Here is a 21,171-nt window from a genome sequence, read left to right on the forward strand (position 1 = left end):
GGCTGACCATAATAAAATGACGATGCTTGTCCTTTACGTAGTGCACGCATGACTTCAATACCTTTAATTGTGGCATAAGCCGTCTTCATAGATTTGAATCCTAATGTGGCCCTGATGATCCGCTTTAGCTTGCCATGATCACATTCAATCACGTTATTTTTATACTTAATCTGCCTGTGCTCAAGGTCTGGTGGACATTTACCTTCCCGTTTTAACCGTGATAAAGCACGTCCATATGTGGGTGCTTTATCCGTGTTGATCACTTGTGGAATTTGCCACTTCTTCACATTATTTAAAATTTTTCCAAGAAAACAATATGCTGATTTGGTATTACGTCTAGAAGAAAGATAAAAATCAATGGTATCGCCACGTTGATCGACTGCACGATACAGATAAGACCATCGTCCATTCACTTTTACATAGGTTTCATCAATATGCCACGAGCTCAGATCTGTAGGATTACGCCAATACCAGCGTAAACGTTTTTCTATTTCAGGAGCATAACGTTGAACCCAACGGTAAATAGTCGTGTGATCAACATTCACACCCCGTTCGGCCAGCATTTCCTGCAGTTCACGATAGCTAATGCCATATTTACAATACCAGCGCACAGCCCAAAGAATGATTTCGCCCTGAAAATGCCGACCATGGAAAGGATTCATATGCTGCACCTTTAGCTAAAACAGTCTTCAGCTTACCATTCGTGGTTATTTGCAACAGTGCCGAAATTCTGGCGTCAATATACTGCTAATTTTAATTCACTTAGATCATTTAATTTCTAAGAAGTGGGGATTCCAATCAATCTCACTAAACCAAGCATTAAAGTTTAAGTTTAAAAATAAACGACCATACTTCCCATCAAAAACTTTTACAGATTTTCTTTTATTTATCTTAAAGATAAATGCAAAGTTTGAAGCAACAAAAGGACATAAAGTCGAGATTCTGAAGACTATTCCTCCAACTAATGGTTTTGAGCAATGGTTAGATCCTTCTCTCGAAGATGAACAAATTAAAGAATTTATACAACTAATTAAAAAAGTTAGAGAAAACAGAAGACTATGCTACTTGAATGAAGTCTATGAGTTCCTAGGTCTACCTTATGGTGAGTTTAAAAATGATGAAATTTATGAACAAGTCTCAGAAGAGAATTATTTATTCCTGAAAAATGAACTTCCAGAAGATAAGTGGTTTGAAAGTATTAATGCCATAGCTGGCCTATGGTTAATATATTTTTGGCAAGACTTTTATTATAAACATTTTCAAAAAACAGCCAGCGTTTCTACGTTAGCTACATCAGAAGATTTTATCGTGATATGGGGAGCCTTCCTGAAGAAATATCCTTCAGAAGGCCAATATCTTTGGCCTTCTGAATTGATATTACAAGATAAATAAATTTTTATTTACGAGGTGGATTATTGTCTCGGCCACCACCTGATGGATTTCCAGTAGTACTAGGCCAACCTGCTGTGCTCATAGTTTTCATCCTTATTTAGATTTCGTAGGTTTATGATTAGGATTCAATTGTCGGCTACGGTTGTCCTGATTCTGCGCATGTTGAATATTATTAGGATTTTTTACTGTAGCACGTTGATCATTCGCTGTTTGTGTCATTGCTTTCTCCTTAAAATGTTTGAACATCTGACAAGGAAAGTATGGCTTCAAAAAAATATGCATCTTGCCTGAAAAACAGTAAAAAAGTTTAAATTTTAACCAAAAAAATTATGTATTTAACATAATGGTGTTATACGAAATTAATGGATGTTCGTATAAATTACTTGCATATTGTATTCGATCGAATACAATATAGTGAGAAGATAAGGAATCCTCATGATTGAAATTAAACGTCTTCCAGAATTTGATGAATGGTTGGATGGCATTAAAGACAATATGACCCGTATCCGCCTGAATCGTCGATTAGATAAGGTTCAACGTGGAAACTGGGGAGACATTAAACCTCTCCAAGATGGCGTTTGGGAAATGAGAGAATTCTTCGGTTCTGGATGGAGGATGTATTACATCCAACATGGTGACGTTGTGATTGTAATGCTTGGTGGTGGAGATAAATCAACTCAACAACAAGACATCGATCGGGCAGTCAAACTATCGAAAACATTGGAGGATTAAAATGGTTAAAGTCGCTGATTTACCAAGTTTTGATATGGCTGAGTCGCTCAAAACTGAAGAAGACATTGTGATGTATCTCAATATGGTTCTTGAAGAAAATGATCCAGCTGAATTAGCCCATGCACTTGGTGTTATTGCTAAAGCTCGTGGCATGACTCAAATCGCTAAAGAAGCAGGGATTGGGCGTGAAGCACTCTACAAAGCCCTACGTCAGGATTCAGCACCACGTTTTGATACGATTAATCGTGTAGTAAATGCTTTAGGCTTAAAACTCACAGTACAACACGCTTAAAACTTTAAAAATATAGTAAAAATGGGAGCTAAAGGCTCCCATTTTTAGATTCGTATAAGGTGTATTATGTTAATTTTAGAAATTCTATATAAATATAGAATTTTTAAAACTTAAATTCTGGCATGTGTCCCATACTTATCAATCATGATCGAACTGGCTTCATTTAGACCACGTACTGTGACATTCGCACCATTCTTTTGAAATTTATTTACAACAGAATCAAGCATGGCGACTGATGTTACATCCCAAATGTGAGAATGGGTCAAATCAATAATCACCTCCTTTACATCCTCTTTAAAGTCAAAACCTTGCATGAATTTTTCAGAAGAACTAAAGAAGATCTGACCTCTCAACTCATATAAACGGGCCATTCCTTCAAAAGATGCTGTCACCTGGATATCATTTTCAAGTTTATTCGCCAGGAACAAGGCTGAAAGTAATACGCCTGTTAACACACCCAAAGCCAGGTTATGCGTAGCAACAACTACAATCACCGTCGCAATCATGACGATATTACTACTCTTAGGATTATCTTTTAACTGAGTGACAGAACTCCATTCAAAGGTACTGATAGAGACCATTATCATTACCGCTACCAATGCAGCCATTGGAATCACTTTGAGCCAGTCGCTGATAAATACAACCAGAATAAGAAGAAAAATGCCCGCAGAGAATGTTGATAAGCGTGTAAGGCCACCTGATTTTACGTTAATCATAGATTGACCAATCATTGCACAACCGGCCATGCCACCCATAAAGCCAGAAGCAATATTCGCAATCCCTTGTCCCTTACATTCCTGATATTTATCACTTGGCGTATCAGTCATTTCATCCACGATAGTTGCTGTCATCATCGATTCAAGTAAACCTACAGCCGCCAGTGCGACTGAATAAGGCAAAATAATCATCAATGTTTCAATATTCAAAGGAATATCTGGAATCAAGAACATTGGAAGTGTGTCAGGTAAAGACCCCATATCGCCCACGGTCCGTACATCAATTCCTAAAGCGATTGCCAATAATGTGATTGCAATGATGCAGACTAGTGGAGAAGGGAGTAATTTTCCTAATTTGGGAACCAGAGGGAATAGATAAATAATTGCTAAACCTAAAGCAACAAAAGCATATACATGCCAGGTCACATTAATCAGTTCAGGCAATTGAGCCATGAAAATTAAGATCGCTAACGCATTTACGAATCCAATAACCACAGATTTAGATACAAACCGCATTAACTTGGCGAGCTTTAAATAGCCTGCCAATATTTGAATCACGCCTGTCAAAATTGTTGCTGCCAGCAGATATTCAAGCCCATGCTCTTTGACCAATGTGACCATAAGCAGCGCCATTGCACCAGTGGCTGCTGAAATCATGGCAGGACGACCACCTACGAAAGAAATCACGACGGCAATACAGAAGGATGCGTATAGACCAACTTTAGGATCTACACCTGCAATAATTGAAAATGCGATGGCTTCAGGGATGAGTGCAAGACCGACGACTAATCCGGCAAGTACATCCCCACGGATGTTAGAGAACCACTGTTCTCGGACATTAGATAACATAAACATAGCCTGTTTTTTAATTTTTCAGATAGGCTAGTGATGTGATATATACAACACACAAACGACTACACCACATCACTAGACAGTGATGAGTTATTTACAGATTTAAGACGATAAATAAACTTAAGGTGGCGTAAGTGTCATAAGATGAAAGAACGTTTTAGAGTAAAAAAATCAGGACAAGGGTAACAGCTAGGTACTTTTTTATAAAGCCTGGATGTTATATCCAAGCTTTGTTTAATCGGTATTTTATGAAGCTTTTGGCTCCCCAAGTAATTGACCTATTTCCAAACGTGTATAGCCACGTTCTTTAAAAATCAAAACAATAGCCTGTTTATAATCTTCAGAAGTAGAAGTCTTATACTTAGTTATCAGTTGATTTTCAGAATTCAGCTCAAGATCATTTTTGATGGTCAATACTTCGCTAGAGATCTTGTTAAAGATATTTAGGTTAAACATACAGGCACTCGTCATCCGTATTATAGCGGCCCGACTATAACGAATACCTGTCTTAGCTACGCTAGACACCCTTGGCCGCAAGGATTACAAATTAAGAAAAATTCCGCAAGTTTTTGTCTATTGAAAGAATAAATAATCTCCCAACTGCTATCTATTTAACATAATGGTGGTTATACGAAATTCTGTTGTAGCCCCATACATTCAAGTTTATTTCTTGCATAAATGTATCCTATAGGATACATTACTCTTATGTACTCAATATATACCACTGAAGTCTTTGATGACTGGTTTACTAAGTTAAAAGACCTGCAGGCAAAAAGACGTATACAAGTCCGAATTGATCGGGTTGAAGATGGAAACTTTGGAGATACTGAACCAGTAGGTGAAGGTGTTTCTGAATTACGTTTCTTCTTTGGACCTGGCTACAGGATCTATTACTGTAAGCAAGGGCAAAGGGTCGTTATTCTTTTAGCAGGCGGAGACAAGTCTACGCAAAGTAAAGATATAAAACTTGCCCTACAATTAGCACAAGATTTAGAGGAGGAGCTGTAAATGGCTATCAAACTTCGCAAATGGGACAGTGCTGAACATCTTAAAACAGAAGAAGATATGCAAGCTTACCTACAAGCCTGTATCGATGAATCTAATGGTGATGCGGCATTCATTGCAAAAGCTTTAGGTAATATTGCTAAAGCTAAAGGAATGGCTCAATTATCAAGAGACACTGGTTTAGGTCGAGAAAGTCTTTATAAAGCACTTTCTGGCGATGTAAATCCAAGCTTTGATACTGTTATTAAAGTCGTAAAAGCACTGAATTTACGCTTAGCAATTTAAAAAAAACTAGTAAAAAAGGGAGCTTTAAGCTCCATTTTTCATTTCAACTTCGTATAACGTGTATTATGTTAATTTTATAAATTCTTAAAATCTTAATGAACTATACCAGGTTTGTCGGAGACCAACTTTCCTGAGAGAATGTTCCGATGAAAAAAACCAAATATACCCCTGAAATCAGAGATAGAGCGGTTCAATTATTGATTGAATCCGAAAAGGATTATCCGTCTACTTGGGCTGCAATAACAGCAATTGCTCCTAAGATTGGCTGTACGCCTGAAACACTACGTTCCTGGCATCAGAAGCATTTAAATCAACAGAATCTAATCAAAGTACAGCCGCTTTCAGACCAAGAACGTGATTCACTATAGTGATAGAGGCGTACAGTATCTTTCCATTCGCCATACCAATCGTATTCTTTAAATAACGAACGTGTACATTGTGCACTAGGTTATGTTTCACCTTTTGATTTTGGGGCAATGTACTATGATCATATTAAGCTGTTAGGTTAGGTCACCTAACTTAAATAAAAAGCCTTCGATAAATCTGGTACTGTTCTATGGGTGAGTATTGATCCCTTTTTATATTCCACAGCGTTTAAAATTATTAACTTTCAATAATAGTATTGATAAATTAAACATATTATTATTCAATAACCTAACATATAAATTAAAGAAAATCACCCAATGCTTAAATATTTTTACCTTGCCGCTTTAATGCTTTTAAGCAATGCAGCTATAGCTGATGTACCAATGATTTTAATTACTGATGGCACTAAAAAAGATGCAGAGGAAGTTATTGGGATTGCAGCAAGTTCTATATCAGAATCAACTGATCCAGAGGCAGCTAGAAAAGCCGTATTTGAACAAGAGGGAGGTCAAGAAAAAGCAGAAGCATTTTATAAGCATGTTAGCGATACGGTTAGAAGACAAAAACCCGCAACCGATCTAGAATTAAAATATAAACCATATTTTGATCATATTGATGAGCAGTTTAAACTAGCTCACAGACATAAATTTCATTCTAATAGGATTAGAAATGAAGAACTAAGAAAACAATATTTGCAGCAACTAAGAGAGGAAAGAACAAAATACGCAAAGAGGCAACATGAAGAATATAAGGCTCAAATTAATGCTTCATTCAAAGAAACAGACCGTATCCTACACGATAAATCGTTTGTAGAATTTATGCGTCCTACAGTTCCAAATATTGATGAAATACATCGTAGTTTTGTTATTTATACTTGTTCTGAATTTGTTGGTCGATTAGAAATTAAACCAAATGTGGGTGTTTACATTAATGAAATGGAAAGATCAGCTTATGAAGTATTTGGATTTAATGAAATTGAGAAATATCTTTTAGCATCATCAAATAAAGACCGTGCCTTTCAATATAGTTCTTTAGTTATTCAAGATGAAATTATACCATCAATGCCAACTTACCTATTTTGGGATAAGTTATGGAACCATAGAAATTTAGTTAGAGCCTATGTACGCTTTCAGGATGATGAATCAGTAAAGAGGTATGTTGACGCTAATTGCCGGCCTTATGCAAAATTTGTTCGACAAGAAACAACGTATAAACCCCGCCCTAGGTAATATTTAGTAAATCCAACCATCAGTTCTTTTTCATGGTCTATCATTTTTTTTTCAATAGTAGACCATCACCCTAAATAGCTTAATTAAGCTTTAGCTTGGCAGATAAGCGTTCAAATTGGCTTTTGAATGCCTAATGAGTGTAACTTGCATATAAAATGAATAAGAGAGATTCATATAAAAGGCACTAAACATATTTTATTTTCCCTCAAATTACATTCCATTTAACATAATGGAGGTTATACGAAATGCTTTTTAAAAATCCTATGTTTTTCATATAGTTAAAAATTTTTGACCGACCTCAAAAACCGCAAAAAACCGACTTTGAAACAAGTCGGTTTCTTTTTGAGCAATTTTGATACTTATTGCCAATATTTTTGATTAATTTTTAATCAAAATGTCGTTTTTCTCTGAATTATCAATACAGCGAATCGTTAAATTATCCCCAATTTCTGCGGACAACTCTTGGGATAAAAATCAACCAATTTTGTACGCCTGAGCGCACATTAATTTAGGGATTTTGCTGATGTTCATCCAAGCTGGTCTTTAATATTATGAAGTCATAAGAGAACAGGACGTTCCGCAGAATAAAAATAAATAATCGCACAAGGATCGGCGGCACGACAGGAGTTATGCCAAGCGAACCAATACGAAAAAGCCCGACAGGATGTCGGGCTTTTTTATGCTCTATATACCAGTAAGACATTTGAAGTAAACTGCGATTAATTACTTATAAAGTATTCATAATGAAATTTTTTTTTAAAGAAAAGATTGTCGATTTTTTTTCATTAATGGCCGTTTTAATTCTGATTATTTCATGGCTTCTTCCTGTATTCGATGGCATGAAAGGTTATGAACTTTTTGTATATTCGTTTTTTTTACAATTTTTAATCGCCCCCATTATTTTAGTTTTTCCAATTTGGGCAAATTTATCACTCGTTTTTACATATTTTTTATTAAATGAAAATGATCCCAAGTCATTTCGTTGGAGCTGTATAACTTTAGCAATGATGAGCTATGGTCTTGTCACTATTTTAGTGATAGATGGCAAAAACAGCCAACCAGTTCTAATAGGTGCTTATGTTTGGGTGTTCTCAGGAGTTTTACTCTGCATCTGTGCCTACATTAAAGTGAAAAAAATATCAAAAAATCATTAATCTTTGATAATTTTCAAATGGACTTCGCATAAGAGATTTTATGTTAAATGAAAATCCTATGTATCAGGGACAACTTTAATTGTATGCTTTGAGTCTTCTAATAATATTAAACATATTCGGTTGATTTGAATTGAGTATTCCAAACCTAGATAGTATCTGGATATTTATCTTTTTCATCATGCCAGGCTTTATTAGTCTGAAAGTCTATAATTTATTGTGCCCAGGAAAATTACCAGATTTTTCAACTCAGATGTTTAGCTCAATTATGTATAGCTGTTTATCGTACGCTATACATTTACCTATTTATCTAATATCGGCAACCCTTCAAGATTTTTCAATTATTACGTGGAAACATGTTTTATTTATAACAAGTTTAATATTAATTTTTCCAGCTGTCATACCAGTCGCTTGGCTATTCATAAGAAAAATAGAGTGGGTAAATAATTTTTTACCTCATCCCACAAATTCCCCATGGGATTACGTATTTAGCCAAAGAAACTTTTATTGGCTTATAGTGACATTAAAAGATGGAACAATATTAGGTGGAAAATATGGAGCAGGATCCTTTTCTTCTAGTTACCCTGAAGAACCTCAAATTTTTATTTCAGAACAATGGCTTGTAGATGAAGAAGGATTTATTCGAAAAGTTAATGATTCTTCCGGAATAATGATATTATCTAAAGATATTAAAACTATAGAATTTTTTACATTACAAGAGCTTAAGCAAGAAACAGGTGAACCAAATGACGCAAGAGAATAATACTGGAAAGAAAGTTATTGTTAATGATGGATATACCCCATCAAAGCTAACAACAGTTTCACAGAAACCTGATAAGTTACCTAAAAATGGTTATACGACACGTTCAGGACCAGAAACAACCTACGCACCACCACCAAGGAAGAAATAAAGTTTTATGAATCAGAAAACTAATATCGAAAAAGGTTATACGCCACAGGTTCAGCCATCTAAATCAGATGATAATGGGAAGTTTGGTTATACTCCACCCAAAAATAACGATACTGTTAATAATATTAAACCACCGCCTAGAACTAAATGAGTAGTAATTGAATCAATTTAAAAGAGTAGCTTAAGCTACTCTTTTATTAGACGTTGAATCCAATATGTTTTCCTGTTGGAAGTTCTACATCAATACGAAGTTTTCCACCCATTGCTTCAACATACTTTTTCATCGTTGAAATTTTTAAATCATGACCACGGTTTTCAATAGCTGAAAGAGATGGTTGCTTGATTCCAAGGGTTTCAGCTAATTCTTTTTGAGAAATCTCTAATTCTTCACGAATCAAGTAAAGCTGATTTTCTAATAGCAATTCTTCAGCCATTTGTTGAATACGTGCTTGGCTCTCTGGAGAGCGATTAGCCAATAATTCTTGTAAGGTTTTAGCCATTAGATTGATCTCCTAGGGTCGATAGATGAAGTTCATATTGCTGATCTGCCAACTACACACATGCTTGTTAGCCCAAACGATGCCATTACAAGCTCTATCCTGAACCTTGTAAACAACATGCTTATAGATTTGTTGGCTACTATGGCTCGCTTAGACAATGACAAGCGTAGGGAACGTATTAAACAAGGTTTAGAAAGATCAGGATATAAGCCAACAGGTAAGAAAGCTGATACTGCTAAATATATTAGAATCAAAGAGTTAGCCAATAAAGGACTAACAAAAGAGGAAATAGCAAAAGCTGTTAATTGTGGCGTAGCTACTGTTTATAGAGTTTTAAAAGGGTAATAGATGGACGTTTGTAGTTGGGATTGGGGAGCAATAGCAGGCTTCACAGGTGCAGTAGCAACCATTGCTTCACCAATTATAGTTGCTGTTTACTTGTATAACCAATGGCATGATCAAAAAGGAAAAGAAGTTATAGCCAATGAAGCTAAAACTCTTTTTTATGAGGTTTGTGAATTTCATAAGCATATAGATTACCTTATAAATTATGAGGTAACAGACAAAGGACTAATAAATGCCTTTAATAAAATAGAAAACTTAATCATTGATATAAATAATAAAATATTGTTTTTAGAGGAGAATGTTGATAATAAAAATCTCGAATCTTATCGGAGATCAGTAAATAAACTGAACTCATATATTTCAAGATTAGTAGAAAATAGTACGAGTACGAGTCCAAGCGAACTTAAAAATGATATTTTGAATGGCTTAAATAATAATTTAGATAAACCTGATTCATATTATAAAAACTATAAGTTTAGCTTTGATTTTGTTAAAAAAACACTAATAGATATTAGTTTATATAAGTTCTAAAAGTGCATGAGCACACTGTACCTTAGTGAAACATTAATATTACTTAAAGAAAGCTTTAATTCCTCTTTCAAAGCGATTGATTAGAGATGGAGAGGAATTATTGTTTTCTATTTTATTGATAGTTTCAGGCTGTACATTTTCTTGTAAGTCTGTAGTTGTACGGTTTTGTTCATTTGTACTGTCAGGCCGAAATATGAAAGACGACTCAACACACTCGCTTTCTATAACTATAGCAATTTCATCTGCATGTGCATTATATTCATCTATATTTTCAAGCAATTCTGCTTCACTAAAAGGATACTTTTTCAGTGAATTACTAGTATTATCAATAGTTTCCATAATTTTATAGTCCCAGATGATGAAAGTAATCTTGGTAAAATTTTACATCACCTTAATCGAATAAAATTTAGTTCTTTTTGACTATGATTAGCATTTTTTTTGGCAATTATCTATTTTTTTGTAAAAAAATTTTTCTAAGATATAACTTCTTCGTTATTAGATCTGATTTACTTATTAAATTGTCTAAATCACATCTAAAATTAATCAAATTTTCTTTATTTCCTATTGAATAGCTACTAATTAAACCATTGATCACCTTATAGTATTTATCACTTTTATATTTATATGTAAAAAATCGAATTGAACTAACACGATTGCAATACTCGTCCAAGCTTTCAAAATAATTTTTTTTAACAGATATAGAAATAATATCCGATGAACTGTATGTAATTTCATCTAAAATATCATTAAGAAAGTAACTATATATTGTTGATTCAGACATTATGCACCCTTAAATAAAAATTACATGAAAAAAAAGCTCTAGATTCATGTCTTTTAATTAAGAGTGACGTCTCTTCCTTGCGACTAAACAACAAACATAATCATCTAATTGAGAGTCAGTTGTTACCGTAGGTAGATATATTTATAACGTAATATTCACGTAATACATAAACTTTATACACCAAAATTCATTCATTTTTTTTAATCAAACTATAAGCAAAACTCTGGAGAATCATTTATTTTCTCTGAGGGACCACGATCCTCAATACAATCTAAATCTTTATTTTTATTAATATTAAATTCATTATTATTTTTGTTTTTTGGTATCTGATTTGCAAATATTGGCTCTAAAGACTCATTCACTATTTCAACGTTTTTATTGGCAAATTCTTCCTCCTTAACATGATTTTTTTCTTTCGCTGGCGCAATATCAAATGTGATTTCTATTTTTGTTAATTGTGCAATCTCTTGAACTTGCCTTTTAAAATCATCTGTTCCTGATACTAGAACTGACCCGAATTTATCTAGAGCAAGTAAGAGTGCATCCTCAATATGCTTTTTTTGTTCACTCACGACTATAATTTCTGGTGAATTATCTCTTTCAAAAAAAGCAACTTTTCGCTGATCTATATAAAACTTTTGCCCAAATTTGTATTCAATTGCATATTTATTATGAGAAAAATATTTCTGTTTCTTGTTTTGATCTTCTGTGATTTTCGGATCTTGAGAATCTAGTGTATTTGACAACTTATTTTCTTTTTTCTTCTTTAAATTACTATTTTGACGATACTCAAAATACTGTTGAATCTGTAAATAATCTAGTTCAGATAAGCTTTCAGAACGCTGATAGTTTTTATTTGTTTCATTTTTTGGGATTAATCTCAGATCAGATCCAGGAGAAGAATAAATGGGTCTCATCTTCGGAGGCTGTTGGCCTACAGATGCATCTAGTACTGATTCTAGGTTTAAATATAGTTTCCAACAGTATTCGATCTCTTTTGAATTAAAATATTGTTTATTTAGCTCAGTCGACTGAGTTTGTATTAAGTTATTCACTCTTTGTATCAGTATCTTCTGACTTTTTTCGTTGAAGCCTGAAATAATATTGCTATCTACACAATTTTTTAACGTGAGTTGCAGTTTCATCAAATCTATATCACAACAATTTAAAAGCATACTTGTTTTCACAAGTGCGGTACTTTGATTCTGACTCTCTGATATAAATTTTTTAAAAATTAAGTTAAAACATGCTTCCAATCCAGATTGCGACAATTTCTTAAGACTCGGCAATACTCTTTTTTCATTTATATCAACAAGTTTCTCGTCATTTTCAAATGATTGTACAGCGACTGCATATAACTTTTTAAATTCTGGTAGACCAGTTGGAGTGGCTTTCGCATTTGAGTCGAGATGTTGTATGCATTGATAAAGGCGTGGAACAGAATAATTACTGAATACCAAAATTCCATACTGATTTTGAATCGCGATGGGCTCGTTGGGCTGATGATGGTCATAAATGATCTTCGCGGTTTTAATTTTTGGATTATCTTGTCGAATAAAGTTTCGAGATTGTCGTTGATCCAATAAAAACTGTTGCTGTATCGATAGATGATGCAGAGGCGATATATATTTTAAAAAATCGGCATAAGAGGTAATTTTTGAAGAACTAAATTTTGGAAGCAATGAGAATTTAGCTTGTGTATCTTGCAAGACTTTTTGACTTAATTTTTCATGAGATTGGCTAAAATTCTCTCTCTGTAATTTTCTAAGTTGAGTTTGTTCTGCCTGATTTTGATAATGCAGAAGTGTAAAAATGCTCTGCGTAGATTGATTTGGATACGTTTTTTTAAATGATTTTAACCAATGATTTTTATTATTTTGATAAATTTCATTTTCAAAATGAATCTCTTTGTAGGTAGATTTACGTAATGCAGTAATCGAATCTTTTTTATTTTTAAGCTTAAGATATTGTTCATGTAAATCTTGAACTAAAAAATCTTGTCGCTCAAAAAGATGGTAAGGATGTTGATCATTGAACTTATACTGTGTAGATGTAGCTGATTTTTTTCTGAAAATTGCATTGGAAACAGGCATCATATTCTGTTCAAAGTCCCCCCATTTTTTTTCTAAATTTTTTACGGTCGTGGCTTTATTACAAAATAAAGATGCTTTAAACGTTTGCTCATGATATTGCCCAAACTTAACATTGAAAATAGCACCATTGCGCTTTTTTTCGTAATAAATTCCCTGTGAAGCAAGTTTTTCATGCCATGTTCGCCAACAATCTGAACTATTTAATACATGCTGAATAACACTATTAACTTGCTGTATGTTTTGTTGGCCATGGATGATTCCTGCCGTGATGTCACTTTTTTTTTGATGCCGATGTTCTTGATCTCGAATTCTACTACTTACTTTTTCAGCATTCGGTTGAGCGATGTAATTTGGATTTTCATTGCATTTTTTCGATTCGAGATCATAGATATACATCGAATTTGGTTCAGGCTCCCAGCCTTGTTTTGCTTCAATTTCAGCGACAGCACGCTGTAATGATTTATAGAGCCAGCCCTCTCCTAGATCGATTACTTTATTTTCACCATTCTTATTTTTTAAAAATGGATGCACTTTATTGATGATCAAATGAAAATGCACATTATCTGTATCCAAATGCACCGCGTACTGCATTTGCAGATCCTTTGCCTTCAGATGTTTTGAGATAATGTCGATTTGTTCTTCTAATTGTTCGATAGTTGGGACCTCAAATTTTTTAAAGCTGCCGGTAAGATGAACAATTGGGTCAATCACTTTGCTGTTCAAACTTGCAGTTTGTGACATTTCCAGCTTTTGCTGTTGCGGATCATCATCTAAAAAATTTCTAGCGTTTGAATAAACACATTTCTCGATCGAACTCAAATCAACACTTGGATGAAGTTGATGAATGTAATCTGATAAAAGATCAGTGCGTGAGGGTTTGGGATCATGAATATAATCAGACAGACCATTCACACGTTGTTCTACTGAAGATGTTCCAGTCGTATTTTCTATAACTTTAATAATCATCGTTTTTCAAACTCATCATTTAGTTTACGAACGAGCATTTTTACTTCTTGCACCACCTGTTTAATCTGTTCGACCTCATACTTAACTTGTTCTAAATCATCCAATTCTTTAAATATTTTTATGAGCATAAATCCGAGCAAGCGAACATTATGAATGTCATTTGGTGCTATAAATCCGATGGTCGAAGTACTCAACAGTTTATGTCGTAAGTAGTCAAACTGCGTCAAAGATGTCTGCTTACAGGCATCTTGAATTTGCTTAAATTCATCTTCAGTCAGATGAATCAACATCTGTTTTTTAAAAGCATCTTTTCTATTCATTTTTTCTATTGTAAGCAAATTGAGACCGAGCATCGCGAGCTCGAGATTTGTATTTGGACAAAAGATATCTTTTGTCCCATCCTGTACCTTTTTAGCAGTCATGATATTGGCTAAATATGATAAAAATAATGCGATTTTTTTAGTTTTTTTCTTATCGCAAAAAGTACCTTTTTTGAGAGATTTTAAAATCCAAAAAGAGTTGCTTTTTGCCATACTCATAAAAATGAATGTTGCAAATAATGAGGTTGTATATTTATTTTTGTAGGAAAAATCTAATGCAAAATCAGAATCTTTTAGAGCTTGAGACACAGGATTCAAATCATAAATCTCCTGGTTTTTCGCCCACGCCATCTCCTGAAATCGCAAAAACATCTGTTGTTCGCTCTTCAAAATATGTTGAGAAGAATGAAAAAATATATAGTGAAAATGACTCTAAGAAATTTGAGAGTATTTTGCTGCTTCATATAGAAAAAATGAAGGAAAAGACGAAAACTCGGAATCAACTGCTGACTCAACATAAGCAAACTTTACTTCATCTTTTCAAATTGGGTGCAACAATAGATGATGTTCTGACCTTTCTCCAAGAAAATAATTTCAGCGGTATTACTGCTGACAATTTAAAAGAATTTTTAAAGAAGAGTAAATAAATCGGTTACACCTTTATCTTGAGCGATGGCTATATCGATGATCTTGAGCATGACCGCTTAGGTAAAGAGTTCCGTCACGACTGAACCGTATGAAACAGCAACCAAAGCATTCCTAGAAGAATTGAATCGTGGGCTATTGAATATCTATACCAACTATTACGATCACATGCTTTCAACCGAAGTGATTACGCAATACTTATTGGCTAACTGCCGGTTTGAGGAAAACGGTAACATCCACTGGAACTAATTTATAAAAAAGCCCCCAATTTGAGGGCTTTTTTATGTAATGGGGCATAAAGCCTCGTGATTCAATATTCGAGCGTCATTTACTATTGGTGTACTCTTGAGTGATACGCTGACCATTGGAATTATAAGAACTTAATTGCTTGTGTGCTGCTATATTCCCATTCTTAGCTGTATGTAAAAAATGCTCTTAGACTTTTGAATAATCTTGAGGCATACCTAAACACCGCTCATAGAGAACTCCTAAATTATAATGAGCGACCGCTTGCGCCTCAGTCGAATTAGTTTCGGATTTTTCCATCTTGACTGCTTTGCTTAAAAGTTCAAAGGCTTTATTATAATTTTTCTCGACTACCGTGCCTGACATATACATATAGGCTAGATTTACAAGCGCACCGGCTCCCTCTTCACCTCGACCCTGCTCAACAGATTTATTAAATAATTCATAAGCCTTTGCATAATCTTGTTTTACACCCCAACCATTTTTATAGCTCAAACCAAGATTATATGAACTGCTAGATTTACCACCATTAGAAGCTTTTAGATACTAGTAATTCGCTTTGACGTAATCTTTATCACAACCATGACCATTTGCATAAATCCCACCTAGAGCATTTTGGGCATCCGTATAACCTTGATTTGTAGCTTTAGATAACCATTCAAATGATTTGAGATAGTCTTGATGTAAAAGTCTACCATACCGTATCGCACCCCAATTTCGTACTGAGCTTCCGCATTCCCTTGAGCAGCTAAGCGCATAGTATTTTCTATCTTAGAATTAGCATGAGCCGAACTAAATATTAATGTTAAAGCAATTATAACAATTGATTTATTAATCAAATCCAAAGAGCGTAAATCACGAACAATATTATCTCAAACAACCAAAATATTAATCGGAAAACACCCACCAAAAATTGTACCAGGTAGTGGATTTTTGCGGTAATGACAAAAGCATCCACTTGGGTGATATACACCAGTGTATCTGCAATAAAAAAATAAGGCAGTTTCAACTGTAAAATTGAAATATTAGGCGTCCGCCATTCATTTGCTTAAGCATTATGACTATCCACATGATATGGCATTACTGGCTACAGAAACTGTACTTGAGTAAGCAGAGCACTTGGCAAAAGGACTTGCAGCCTCTGTCTAATTTCTACCACTAAATAACAACTAAAATAAAATTATATTGATTTTAAATTAGATGTATTTTAGTTGTATTTATACCTCTAAACCAAGTTCCTTAAATACCTCATTGTACTTTTGAATGAACTTCTCATCTTGTAGTTCAAGCAGAAGTCTTTTCTCAAGATCAGCATAACTCTCACCTACTGCAGCTTTCTGACTAGCAAATGGATCATAGTGAGCTAGCTTATTGGCAAAGAATTGAATTTGCTTATCTGAGAGCTTCTTAGGCTTCGTATGGGTAACTTCCTTAGGTTGGTGCTTAGCAGTGAATGTAAATGTGAAACCACTGATCGTACGCCCTACTTTGTGTTGTTCATAAGAAGCTGTGATATCTGTGAGCTCATTGATTTGGTTTAATGCTATATCGAGTACTCGAACCTTAAAGTTTGCCATCTTCGCATAATCACCCTTAGCTAACCCAAGCTTGAAGCGAAAGTCATCAATATCAAATATAGGTGTCTTTCCCACACTACGCCATTGAATCAGTAACTCATAAAGGCGAATCGCATACTTACTTGTAAGAGAGCTAATTTGCTTAAGTTCATAAGCAGTGAATGACTTCTCAAGCTGCGTAATTAATGGAATGACATCAGGCGCAAAAGTGAGTTCTACGATACCTGCAGAATCAACATAGGCTATTTTGGATACCCAACGTGATTTGACGATCTTTTCCTGCTGGGTTCCCTCATGGATTCCCTTATAACTGAATTTGCGCTCAAAGAGATTGCTAGCAGCGTTTTTAAGCCCCTCATAGGCTGCGTGCTTATCAACATTGAATTGCTTCATGTAATGATGAGCATGGACCTCTAGAAGACTATTCGCATCCACATTCTTGCTTAACTCTCTTGCTTGAACAATTGCCAATAAAATCAGTCTCTGTTCTGTTGTATCCAGATTATAGCTAGCATTGATTAATGCGTTATCCTTCACGACTAGATCATTTTTCACTATTGGGATCTTTTCCTTTAATTATAGCATTAGGATACATCAATTACACATGTAGACACAAGGTGGGAAAACGTAGACTTAAAGGTGGGAAAACGTAGACTTAAAGGTGGGAAAACGTAGACTTAAAGGTGGGAAAACGTAGACTTAAAGGTGGGAAAACGTAGACTTATTACCTCTGAAATGCTTGCTATATAAGGCTTGCAGAGGTCTTAAAAATAAAATTATTAAAAGTATTTAAAAATAAAAACGGTTATTGTTTAAAAATTAAGAGTATTTTTTGTTTTACGAGTATCCATTTACAGTTATGAAGATAAATGAAAGAACGATTTCCATATAGGTGGGAAAACGTAGACTTATACTAAATAAGAATTTATTAATTTTTTACCTATTCTTTACATCAATCTAAAATATAACTATATTAGATTCAAATTAGTTACAAATTACAAGTAAAATGATCATCTTAATTGGAAGCCAAAAAGGTGGATGTGGGAAATCCACAATAGCCATCAATATAGCAACTTATCTTGCTAAACATAACAAAGACATTGTTTTAGTTGATGCAGATCCTCAACAGAGTTCAGCTAACTGGGTTAAGGACAGAGATGAAACAAATCTCCCTAAGGTACATTGTGTGCAACGATATGGAGACATCAAGAACACACTGAAAGACTTAAATAGCCGTTATGACTATGTTGTTGTAGATGTAGCAGGACATGACAGTAAAGAGCTTAGAACAGCAATGTTGGCAGCTCATTATCTTGTAGTGCCATTTAGACCTTCACAATTTGACCTGGATACCTTACCTCATCTTTCTGAAGTCATAGATCAGGCACAGTCATTTAATGAAGAACTCAAACCATTTGGGTTACTCACCTTAGCTCCTACGAATCCATCTGTATCAGAAGTACAACAAGCAAATGAGTATTTAGCAGATTTTCCTGCGTTCACGGCCTTATCTGCAGTAATCCATGACAGAAAGGTTTATCGCGATGTAGCAGCAGAAGGGAAAGGTGTAGTTGAATCCAATAACCCAAAAGCAGTTGACGAATTTGAGGCGTTCATGAAGGAGTTATTAGCATGATCAAGAAGAGAGAAATCAGTAAACCAAACTCTCCTGACATGGATTCTTTCATCAATGGTGCAGATGAGCAAAAGGTGACAAAGCTAGATCCTAAAGCCCCTAGGAAATTCAAGACACACACAATTCCTATGAATGAACATGAGTATCAATTGTTGGTTGAATTGGCCGAAAAGTATGGCCAAACGCATAATGGAATTATCCGCTTTGCTTTGAAGAAACTTAGTGAAGAATAGAAACTAATTTGAAACTAAATTAATTCTATTTTGGTTTTAATTTGTATTCGTTTTAGATGTAAAAAAGCCCTTCATCATTAAGGGCTTTTTATATGTAATTTTTTCTCTCGTATGACCTATATTCTGATTTAAAGTGCTACAAAACAGAAAAGACTATCCTTAAATTACTAGTCGAAGTTAAAGAAATTGTCTGGGAAGCAAGAAAGGAATGCCTTTTGAATATCGCTGTATTCACCTTCAGGATGTTCCTCTAGATACCGTCGAGTCCAAATCAGTGTTGCTTCATAATCGTTAAAACACTGATCGAGTTGTAAAAAAATCCAAAGTTCATTTGCTTTTTGAATGAAAAAGTCATTGATGATCATCAGTGCAATTTTCTTTTCAGTATTTGCATTAGGGTATGAATACATAATGATTTCTCCTATATAGATGGTAAATAGATTAGTTGATAAGCTATTTATAACACATAATTTTATGTGTTTGCCACATAATTTTATGTGTTTTTATGTAAATATAACCCTATGCTATAATTTCAAAACACCATTTCTATAAATTTACTCCAATGCCATATACTGAATTTCAACGTCTTATCGGTAAAGCAGGGCTTTCTATTAAAGAATTTGCTGAATTATTGGACATGAAACCTAATTCAATTACGAACTATAGTAAACAAGGTGTCGTGCCTACACATATTGCTGTAATTGTTGCGCTGATTTCTACGATGAAAGATGAGGGATTGGATTTCTATCCAATTTTTGAAAAAATTAAATCGTATTCAGAAGATTAAAACTCTCGTTTTTTAATTATTTTTAAGCGATGAATAATGATGTAAAAAATGCCTGAACTTCAGGCATTTTTTGATTCTGGGATGTTTATAAACCTAGATAGAACTTTTCAATAAAGTTTCGAGTTTTGATAACTAAGGTATTCATCAGGGTCTTCCGTTCTGAGATCTTAGGACGATTAATCGGTAAGTCTTTGACATCTTCACGGCTAGGTAGACGTTTAGTGTATTCATATTGGCTGAGCACCGTTTTAAATATCTCAGGCTTGATGGCTTCTTTTTGACATAGTTCATCCAGAGCCTTCTCTTTTTCTACATCCCAAAACTGAGCAAAGGCCTCTTCAACACTTTGACCATTGGCCATCCGTGGAATGTTTTCATCTAGAAACTTTTGAATCAGCTCTTGTTTGTCGTACAAGTTGTGATTGGTCGAGATGATATCTTGTACCTGGGAACGATACTGCTGCTTCTTTTCAGGATCTTTATGATTAACCACCGATTGCAGTAAATTCAGGATATAACCGACATTTACGGTATCGCGGTGGATCAGTTCAAGTTGGAAATTGACGTCATTGAGGACCGATACTTTGTCTTTAGGTTGGACCACACGGACGTTGTTGTACAGATATTTGTACTGTGAGGTATGTTTCTGAAATTCTGCTTTGTTTAAATCGGTACTATCTTGGTCATACTCTACAAAGTTTTCCAATTGTGCATTGATCCGCATTACCTCACGGAAGGCTTTGACGTATTCCAATTGTTGTTCTTCAGTTTCTAGCGTATTGGGTACTTGGTCCGGATCTGGGGCAATACTGAGTAAGTGGGCAACCGCAGCATTGTACTTTTCTTTAATGCTATCGAAACTTGGGATTAGGACAATTTTTTGTGCTTCATCCTTGTTTGAAAATAAGGTGAGGGCTTGGTCTGTAGCTTGCTTTAAGTTACGAAAGCACAGGATATTACCGAATGGTTTGTCTGCATTCAGAATACGGTTGGTACGTGAAAAGGCTTGGATTAGACCGTGATATTTAAGGTTCTTATCGACATACAGGGTGTTGAGTGGTTTTGAGTCAAAACCAGTTAGGAACATATTCACCACAAGCAGGATATCAATTTCTTTTTTGCGTACTCGATTGGCAATGTCACGATAGTAAGCATAGAACTCATCGCCTGAGTTGTAGTTCTGACCAAATTTGGCATTGTATTCAGCAATGTATTGATCAAGCTTGTCTCGATTGGACTGACTGATTTTGGTCGGGATATCTGCAGACTCTTCTTCAATTAAACCACTGTGATCTTCGACCTTGAGTTCTTCATTGGCTGCAAAGGAAAAAATTGTGGCAATGGTCAATGGGGTATAAATTCGGCACTGTTGCAAATAGAGATTTGAGTCGATGATGTTCCCTTTAAAAAGTACTTAGAGACCGAAAACCCTGTTGATTAGACACACTTCACCCTGAGGCTGACCATAATAAAATGACGATGCTTGTCCTTTACGTAGTGCACGCATGACTTCAATACCTTTAATTGTGGCATAAGCCGTCTTCATAGATTTGAATCCTAATGTGGCCCTGATGATCCGCT

Annotated in this window: 24 protein-coding genes and 5 pseudogenes; 16 read left to right on the forward strand and 13 right to left on the reverse strand. The window is 34.8% G+C overall.

What is annotated here, in order from left to right:
• The coding region (locus FTU75_RS17375) for an IS6-like element IS1006 family transposase (RefSeq protein WP_048880968.1) at positions 1-662 on the reverse strand (662 nt) is incomplete at its 3' end.
• Between the two features lie 49 nt (positions 663-711).
• On the opposite strand from FTU75_RS17375, the gene FTU75_RS17380 reads away from it, so the two are divergent.
• On the forward strand, positions 712-1,392 hold the full coding sequence (locus FTU75_RS17380; protein WP_180116560.1) for a hypothetical protein: 681 nt from the start codon (positions 712-714) through the stop codon (positions 1,390-1,392).
• 93 nt (positions 1,393-1,485) lie between these two features.
• On the opposite strand, the gene FTU75_RS18545 is transcribed toward FTU75_RS17380, so the two are convergent.
• Entirely contained in the window at positions 1,486-1,611 is a 126-nt protein-coding gene (locus FTU75_RS18545; protein WP_004969301.1) for a hypothetical protein, read from the reverse strand.
• Between the two features lie 216 nt (positions 1,612-1,827).
• Here FTU75_RS18545 and FTU75_RS17385 point away from each other — a divergent pair, with 216 nt between their 5' ends.
• Together FTU75_RS17385 and FTU75_RS17390 are read left to right on the forward strand one after the other, a co-directional pair.
• Positions 1,828-2,124 (forward strand): type II toxin-antitoxin system RelE/ParE family toxin, encoded by a 297-nt coding sequence (locus FTU75_RS17385; protein WP_004647749.1) that lies wholly within the window; start codon positions 1,828-1,830, stop codon positions 2,122-2,124.
• A gap of 1 nt (position 2,125) precedes the next feature.
• Positions 2,126-2,416, forward strand: coding sequence for an addiction module antidote protein (locus FTU75_RS17390; protein ID WP_004969304.1), 291 nt, complete (start codon positions 2,126-2,128; stop codon positions 2,414-2,416).
• 110 nt (positions 2,417-2,526) lie between these two features.
• Here FTU75_RS17390 and FTU75_RS17395 read toward each other — a convergent pair whose 3' ends face one another.
• Together FTU75_RS17395 and FTU75_RS17400 are read right to left on the reverse strand one after the other, a co-directional pair.
• On the reverse strand, positions 2,527-3,981 hold the full coding sequence (locus FTU75_RS17395) for a SulP family inorganic anion transporter (RefSeq protein ID WP_026438532.1): 1,455 nt from the start codon (positions 3,979-3,981) through the stop codon (positions 2,527-2,529).
• 249 nt (positions 3,982-4,230) lie between these two features.
• A complete protein-coding gene (locus FTU75_RS17400) occupies positions 4,231-4,440 on the reverse strand; it encodes a hypothetical protein (protein ID WP_004976362.1) in 210 nt (69 codons plus the stop codon).
• A gap of 249 nt (positions 4,441-4,689) precedes the next feature.
• Between FTU75_RS17400 and FTU75_RS17405 the strand changes: the two genes are divergently transcribed.
• The 7 genes and pseudogenes from FTU75_RS17405 to FTU75_RS17435 all read left to right on the forward strand — a co-directional run bounded on the left by FTU75_RS17405 (position 4,690) and on the right by FTU75_RS17435 (position 8,931).
• Entirely contained in the window at positions 4,690-4,992 is a 303-nt protein-coding gene (locus FTU75_RS17405) for a type II toxin-antitoxin system RelE/ParE family toxin (RefSeq protein WP_154320144.1), read from the forward strand.
• The gene (locus FTU75_RS17410) at positions 4,993-5,274 is read left to right on the forward strand and encodes an addiction module antidote protein (RefSeq protein WP_000985610.1); all 282 of its coding nucleotides are present in this window, start codon (positions 4,993-4,995) and stop codon (positions 5,272-5,274) included.
• A gap of 146 nt (positions 5,275-5,420) precedes the next feature.
• Positions 5,421-5,630, forward strand: a pseudogene (locus tag FTU75_RS17415) (IS3 family transposase); the annotation flags it as partial.
• A 327-nt stretch (positions 5,631-5,957) separates the two neighbouring features.
• Complete coding sequence (locus FTU75_RS17420) at positions 5,958-6,869, forward strand: hypothetical protein (protein WP_180081386.1); 912 nt, start codon at positions 5,958-5,960, stop codon at positions 6,867-6,869.
• A gap of 743 nt (positions 6,870-7,612) precedes the next feature.
• Positions 7,613-8,023, forward strand: a complete 411-nt coding sequence (locus FTU75_RS17425) for a hypothetical protein (protein ID WP_180042003.1) — start codon at positions 7,613-7,615, stop codon at positions 8,021-8,023.
• A 130-nt stretch (positions 8,024-8,153) separates the two neighbouring features.
• Complete coding sequence (locus FTU75_RS17430; protein WP_180042001.1) at positions 8,154-8,783, forward strand: DUF6338 family protein; 630 nt, start codon at positions 8,154-8,156, stop codon at positions 8,781-8,783.
• Positions 8,767-8,931: a hypothetical protein gene (locus tag FTU75_RS17435; protein ID WP_180041999.1), complete on the forward strand. Its 165-nt coding sequence runs from the start codon at positions 8,767-8,769 to the stop codon at positions 8,929-8,931. The genes FTU75_RS17430 and FTU75_RS17435 overlap by 17 nt, the downstream gene beginning before the upstream one ends.
• 196 nt (positions 8,932-9,127) lie before the next feature.
• Here the strand turns inward: FTU75_RS17435 and FTU75_RS17440 are convergent, their stop codons facing one another.
• The gene (locus FTU75_RS17440; protein WP_180041997.1) at positions 9,128-9,430 is read right to left on the reverse strand and encodes a helix-turn-helix domain-containing protein; all 303 of its coding nucleotides are present in this window, start codon (positions 9,428-9,430) and stop codon (positions 9,128-9,130) included.
• A 36-nt stretch (positions 9,431-9,466) separates the two neighbouring features.
• On the opposite strand from FTU75_RS17440, the pseudogene FTU75_RS17445 reads away from it, so the two are divergent.
• Positions 9,467-9,775: pseudogene (locus FTU75_RS17445) on the forward strand (helix-turn-helix domain-containing protein); the annotation flags it as partial.
• A 3-nt stretch (positions 9,776-9,778) separates the two neighbouring features.
• A complete protein-coding gene (locus FTU75_RS17450; protein WP_180038296.1) occupies positions 9,779-10,306 on the forward strand; it encodes a hypothetical protein in 528 nt (175 codons plus the stop codon).
• A 39-nt stretch (positions 10,307-10,345) separates the two neighbouring features.
• On the opposite strand, the gene FTU75_RS17455 is transcribed toward FTU75_RS17450, so the two are convergent.
• The 3 genes from FTU75_RS17455 to FTU75_RS17465 all read right to left on the reverse strand — a co-directional run bounded on the left by FTU75_RS17455 (position 10,346) and on the right by FTU75_RS17465 (position 14,775).
• A complete protein-coding gene (locus FTU75_RS17455) occupies positions 10,346-10,645 on the reverse strand; it encodes a hypothetical protein (protein ID WP_180041980.1) in 300 nt (99 codons plus the stop codon).
• A gap of 651 nt (positions 10,646-11,296) precedes the next feature.
• A complete protein-coding gene (locus FTU75_RS17460) occupies positions 11,297-14,146 on the reverse strand; it encodes a relaxase/mobilization nuclease domain-containing protein (protein WP_180041995.1) in 2,850 nt (949 codons plus the stop codon).
• Complete coding sequence (locus FTU75_RS17465; protein WP_180041993.1) at positions 14,143-14,775, reverse strand: hypothetical protein; 633 nt, start codon at positions 14,773-14,775, stop codon at positions 14,143-14,145. Before FTU75_RS17465 ends, FTU75_RS17460 begins: the two co-directional genes overlap by 4 nt.
• Between FTU75_RS17465 and FTU75_RS17470 the strand changes: the two genes are divergently transcribed.
• Complete coding sequence (locus FTU75_RS17470; RefSeq protein ID WP_180041992.1) at positions 14,742-15,113, forward strand: hypothetical protein; 372 nt, start codon at positions 14,742-14,744, stop codon at positions 15,111-15,113. The genes FTU75_RS17465 and FTU75_RS17470 overlap by 34 nt on opposite strands.
• 433 nt (positions 15,114-15,546) lie before the next feature.
• Here FTU75_RS17470 and FTU75_RS18720 read toward each other — a convergent pair.
• Both FTU75_RS18720 and repM read right to left on the reverse strand, forming a co-directional pair.
• Positions 15,547-16,062 (reverse strand): annotated as a pseudogene (locus FTU75_RS18720) (tetratricopeptide repeat protein).
• Positions 16,063-16,574: 512 nt separating this feature from the next.
• Entirely contained in the window at positions 16,575-17,489 is a 915-nt protein-coding gene (gene repM, locus FTU75_RS17485) for a replication initiation protein RepM (RefSeq protein ID WP_180116561.1), read from the reverse strand.
• A 451-nt stretch (positions 17,490-17,940) separates the two neighbouring features.
• On the opposite strand from repM, the gene FTU75_RS17490 reads away from it, so the two are divergent.
• Positions 17,941-18,570 carry an AAA family ATPase gene (locus FTU75_RS17490; RefSeq protein WP_180041986.1) on the forward strand — a complete coding sequence of 210 codons (630 nt, stop codon included), beginning with the start codon at positions 17,941-17,943 and terminating at the stop codon, positions 18,568-18,570.
• The gene (locus FTU75_RS17495; protein WP_180038290.1) at positions 18,567-18,803 is read left to right on the forward strand and encodes a hypothetical protein; all 237 of its coding nucleotides are present in this window, start codon (positions 18,567-18,569) and stop codon (positions 18,801-18,803) included. Before FTU75_RS17490 ends, FTU75_RS17495 begins: the two co-directional genes overlap by 4 nt.
• A gap of 167 nt (positions 18,804-18,970) precedes the next feature.
• Here FTU75_RS17495 and FTU75_RS17500 read toward each other — a convergent pair whose 3' ends face one another.
• Positions 18,971-19,213, reverse strand: a complete 243-nt coding sequence (locus FTU75_RS17500) for a hypothetical protein (protein WP_180041984.1) — start codon at positions 19,211-19,213, stop codon at positions 18,971-18,973.
• Between the two features lie 152 nt (positions 19,214-19,365).
• Between FTU75_RS17500 and FTU75_RS17505 the strand changes: the two genes are divergently transcribed.
• Entirely contained in the window at positions 19,366-19,590 is a 225-nt protein-coding gene (locus FTU75_RS17505; protein ID WP_180041982.1) for an XRE family transcriptional regulator, read from the forward strand.
• An 85-nt stretch (positions 19,591-19,675) separates the two neighbouring features.
• Here FTU75_RS17505 and FTU75_RS17510 read toward each other — a convergent pair.
• Both FTU75_RS17510 and FTU75_RS17515 read right to left on the reverse strand, forming a co-directional pair.
• A pseudogene (locus FTU75_RS17510) lies at positions 19,676-20,959 on the reverse strand (type I restriction endonuclease subunit R); the annotation flags it as partial.
• Between the two features lie 45 nt (positions 20,960-21,004).
• Positions 21,005-21,171, reverse strand: a pseudogene (locus FTU75_RS17515) (IS6 family transposase); the annotation flags it as partial.

The sequence above is a fragment of the Acinetobacter sp. YH12140 genome (assembly GCF_013418475.1).
In the GTDB taxonomy this organism is placed as follows: domain Bacteria; phylum Pseudomonadota; class Gammaproteobacteria; order Pseudomonadales; family Moraxellaceae; genus Acinetobacter; species Acinetobacter amyesii.

Excerpts from the sequence above, each read along its gene's own strand:
- FTU75_RS17495 (WP_180038290.1), top strand. The coding sequence starts at position 18,567 with ATGATCAAGAAGAGAGAAATCAGTAAACCAAACTCTCCTGACATGGAT.
- FTU75_RS17470 (WP_180041992.1), top strand. The coding sequence starts at position 14,742 with ATGCAAAATCAGAATCTTTTAGAGCTTGAGACACAGGATTCAAATCAT.
- FTU75_RS17405 (WP_154320144.1), top strand. The coding sequence starts at position 4,690 with ATGTACTCAATATATACCACTGAAGTCTTTGATGACTGGTTTACTAAG.
- FTU75_RS17385 (WP_004647749.1), top strand. The coding sequence starts at position 1,828 with ATGATTGAAATTAAACGTCTTCCAGAATTTGATGAATGGTTGGATGGC.
- FTU75_RS17395 (WP_026438532.1), bottom strand. The coding sequence starts at position 3,981 with ATGTTATCTAATGTCCGAGAACAGTGGTTCTCTAACATCCGTGGGGAT.
- FTU75_RS17410 (WP_000985610.1), top strand. The coding sequence starts at position 4,993 with ATGGCTATCAAACTTCGCAAATGGGACAGTGCTGAACATCTTAAAACA.
- FTU75_RS17450 (WP_180038296.1), top strand. The coding sequence starts at position 9,779 with ATGGACGTTTGTAGTTGGGATTGGGGAGCAATAGCAGGCTTCACAGGT.
- FTU75_RS17435 (WP_180041999.1), top strand. The coding sequence starts at position 8,767 with ATGACGCAAGAGAATAATACTGGAAAGAAAGTTATTGTTAATGATGGA.
- FTU75_RS17505 (WP_180041982.1), top strand. The coding sequence starts at position 19,366 with ATGCCATATACTGAATTTCAACGTCTTATCGGTAAAGCAGGGCTTTCT.
- FTU75_RS17500 (WP_180041984.1), bottom strand. The coding sequence starts at position 19,213 with ATGTATTCATACCCTAATGCAAATACTGAAAAGAAAATTGCACTGATG.
- FTU75_RS17425 (WP_180042003.1), top strand. The coding sequence starts at position 7,613 with ATGAAATTTTTTTTTAAAGAAAAGATTGTCGATTTTTTTTCATTAATG.
- FTU75_RS17490 (WP_180041986.1), top strand. The coding sequence starts at position 17,941 with ATGATCATCTTAATTGGAAGCCAAAAAGGTGGATGTGGGAAATCCACA.
- FTU75_RS17440 (WP_180041997.1), bottom strand. The coding sequence starts at position 9,430 with ATGGCTAAAACCTTACAAGAATTATTGGCTAATCGCTCTCCAGAGAGC.
- FTU75_RS17455 (WP_180041980.1), bottom strand. The coding sequence starts at position 10,645 with ATGGAAACTATTGATAATACTAGTAATTCACTGAAAAAGTATCCTTTT.
- FTU75_RS18545 (WP_004969301.1), bottom strand. The coding sequence starts at position 1,611 with ATGACACAAACAGCGAATGATCAACGTGCTACAGTAAAAAATCCTAAT.
- FTU75_RS17400 (WP_004976362.1), bottom strand. The coding sequence starts at position 4,440 with ATGTTTAACCTAAATATCTTTAACAAGATCTCTAGCGAAGTATTGACC.
- FTU75_RS17420 (WP_180081386.1), top strand. The coding sequence starts at position 5,958 with ATGCTTAAATATTTTTACCTTGCCGCTTTAATGCTTTTAAGCAATGCA.
- FTU75_RS17460 (WP_180041995.1), bottom strand. The coding sequence starts at position 14,146 with ATGATTATTAAAGTTATAGAAAATACGACTGGAACATCTTCAGTAGAA.
- FTU75_RS17390 (WP_004969304.1), top strand. The coding sequence starts at position 2,126 with ATGGTTAAAGTCGCTGATTTACCAAGTTTTGATATGGCTGAGTCGCTC.